3 protein-coding genes are annotated in these 2982 nt (G+C 44.2%); all 3 read right to left on the bottom strand.

Translation table 11 applies throughout. From position 1 onward, the window contains the following. Positions 1 to 37 precede the first annotated feature (37 nt). On the bottom strand, positions 38 to 478 hold the full coding sequence (locus KDK16_RS01865) for a type II toxin-antitoxin system VapC family toxin (protein ID WP_257274408.1): 441 nt from the start codon (positions 476 to 478) through the stop codon (positions 38 to 40). Between the two features lies 1 nt (position 479). Next, a complete protein-coding gene (locus KDK16_RS01860) occupies positions 480 to 737 on the bottom strand; it encodes a type II toxin-antitoxin system Phd/YefM family antitoxin (RefSeq protein WP_257274407.1) in 258 nt (85 codons plus the stop codon). Between the two features lie 303 nt (positions 738 to 1040). Beyond that, a complete protein-coding gene (locus KDK16_RS01855; RefSeq protein WP_257274406.1) occupies positions 1041 to 2645 on the bottom strand; it encodes an ankyrin repeat domain-containing protein in 1605 nt (534 codons plus the stop codon). Between the last annotated feature and the right edge of the window lie 337 nt (positions 2646 to 2982).

Below are 2982 nucleotides of genomic sequence, written 5' to 3'. Positions count from 1 at the left end.
TCATTGGTGATATTATTGATCAGTACGAGAAACATATTTATGGATATGGGGTCAAAATATGTTGTCCTGAGTCCCAAGGATTTAAGGTTCTTACCATTGAAAAATCGGTGACATTTCTAGTCACAACCAGCATTTGATTTGTCTTAGCTATGCCGGCAATCATTGCATCTCTCTCAGATTTAGGGTCAGGGACATGAAATTCGGCAGCACAGACTGCAGATTTACCATCGAAAGATAAAACTCTGTCCTCAAAAGCAACCTTTATTTTTTTGTCCATCCATGATCGCAAAGATGCTCCTTGCTTTTTGTCTTTTCGCTCCATCTGAAGAATGCCGATTTCAAGCTCCAATATTGAAATGGATGAAATGTATAGATCAGAAAAACTAGTATTTGATAGCCATCTAAGCACCTCAATATCGCTCTTTCCTGCTTCTGCTTTTCTCAGCTCAGAAATCACATTGGTGTCCAATAGATACACATCAAAACTCCTCAGGCTTAAGGTCTATCTTTCCAAGTTTTGGTGGTTCGAACTCGAAATACTCTTCTTTGCTTCCAAGCGAAGATAGCATTTCCAGAACGTTTTTCTTTTCGCCCTTGAGCCTTTGATACTCCTCGATATTCAAAAGAACATGAGTGGTCTTACCTCTTGTTCTAATGAATACTGGATTCTTTTCGGCTAAGTTCTTTGCCTCGCTGGTTTTTTGGTTAAACTCTCTGGAACTGTATATTTGTGACATAGCTCTGTCCTGTTTCATCGGTAATTGTAGTAATGTTACTATAATTACTGGGTAGGGTCTAAAATGTCCTTCCCGGACTCCCTGGTGAACTACTCGCCCCTAAAGGAGCGAGCTTCCAATACTGAGCACCTACCAAAGTAGATGCCGTCCCTTTATTAAAGGAGAGACAGAAACTTACGATTACCGACGTACAACGTGATGTAAGGTAGTCATAACGGATGCTTGCAGGCACCTCAGGTGTCAGACCTTTCTCTGTACAAGGCAATGATTAAAGATCTGACCCCTGATGTTCCGACAATTCGGCTAACAACCGCCATCATCGCCATAACTGAAGCCACCGAAATGGTAGGAATGACCATAGCTACTACTATCTGGTTCCCTTTTTTTCACCCTGGATGCAGGCCTATGTTCTGCACCGTGCATCATTAGCTCTCTGAGGATATGGCGGTTTTGATAGTACTCACTGTAGTAGTGAGCATAAGTGTATGCTGTCCAATGAGTGGGTCTTTCCGATAGGCAGACGACGCTATCATTAATATTTCGCAGAATATCCGGGGCGTTAAGAAGGGACTTAACGGTATGGGTATTACCTTTTTTTATTGCCAGCATCAGGAGCGTCTCACCCATCAAATTCTTACAGTTGAGATTAAAAAGTGCTCGCCCATTAGCATCTTTTAAATTCACCAGATACGTCGTTGCTGCTGCCGGGTCAAGATAGTTCGTCACTACATCCATGATAAGCTTGGAACCTGTCTGGCATTGTTTTAAAACGCTGACCAGAAGGGGATTTTCTTTCAACAAAGCATTGCAAAATGACCAACACTTTCTCATGACTGCATATTGAAAGGCATAAACGGCAAGTAACTTTGTCTGCCCGTTCCGAGTCAACTTAATCTGAGCTTCAGGCTGATTCCGCAGCGCTTTTAAAGTAAATGTCTGCTGCTGGTCATCGGTAATCTTATAACCCAACCAGGCATTAAAAATCAGCTCCAATAAATGATAATCAGATTTGTTTTGTTGATGCACACTGGCTTTTGCATCAAGCAGTAAACTAACCATTGCCCAACGATTTGCCAGGGCTGCTGCCATTATTGGTGTGTTGCCACTTTTAGGGCTTTGATGGTTGATATCAACACCCGCTCCTCTCAACAAACTTTCAAGGGCTACCATATTATTAGCAACGGCTTTTCTGTAAAGCCTTTGACCAGATTTCGTCTGGGCAAAACGTTGAAGCAGCTGTTCGGCTCGTTGCAGTTGATCGCTCACCGGACTCACAGGCGAAAAATCATGGGTTGAGTTTTTGAAGAAATCATTCAGTGCGTCTTTTACCAATCCTTCATACTTGCGAGTCTGCAAGAAACCAGGACGAATGTTGATACAACGAACATCATCGGGCTTAATTTCCGGGTAGAGATCTTTTGCAAGCAGTATGGCTTTCAGCAGCGCTTTCTCACTGAGTTCACTGAGAGGTTCTTTTCGTCCACTGGTCTGTTGCATTCCACCCCCGTATAAAAGTGAGGAATCTAATAATCTTTTGAGTTGTTCGCGCCATCCACCGTCAGCCTCTGAGCAGAATGGTGAATCACTGACGGTTTCAGCGTTGTCCCTGTTACCTGTTGCACGGCTGGTATATTCCGCTGTAACCATTGGGGTGGGCATTGCATGTGCGAACCGGGAGGATATATTGCTGCATTCGGTCGTCGTTCGATCAGCCAGTGTAACTGCCGCTGAATAATCCCAAGGGAGTGGAGGCTGCTTTCCCGCAACTGAAGGTGTGTTGCCAAAGCTGCCAGCACTGACGCAGGAGCTGGCTCGACCCTGAAAATTACCCGGTTGATTACATTCACTGTACGAACCAGAGACTGAGCTAAGTACCCTTTCAACATTTAGGTTTACGGCTGGATGCATACGATTCTCCCTTCATTATTCATCGCTTTAATTATATTGATCCTAAGATTCAGACTCGAAAAGGTATCAAAAAGTTCCATGATTCAGTGGCAAAGCATCTTAAAGTCTCTCTTGGCTGGCATTCATCCCGTATTGACCTTATTGCGCTGGTTATTTTTGGCCTCATCCAGATGAGTTCAGTCAACCTGTCTCCTATTGCCCGAACTATGGGGCCCGGTATCTCCCACGAATGACGGGAGTGAAGCCGGGAATAGTGGAGGTAAAAGTTGGGGGGGGGGGAGTTGCAAAGCGGCCATTGAATATAACCCCACAGGTCATTCCATTGGAGGTTTTCACA

Source organism: Endozoicomonas sp. SESOKO4 (assembly GCF_024606275.1).
This window is presented reverse-complemented; position numbering and strand designations above follow the sequence as displayed.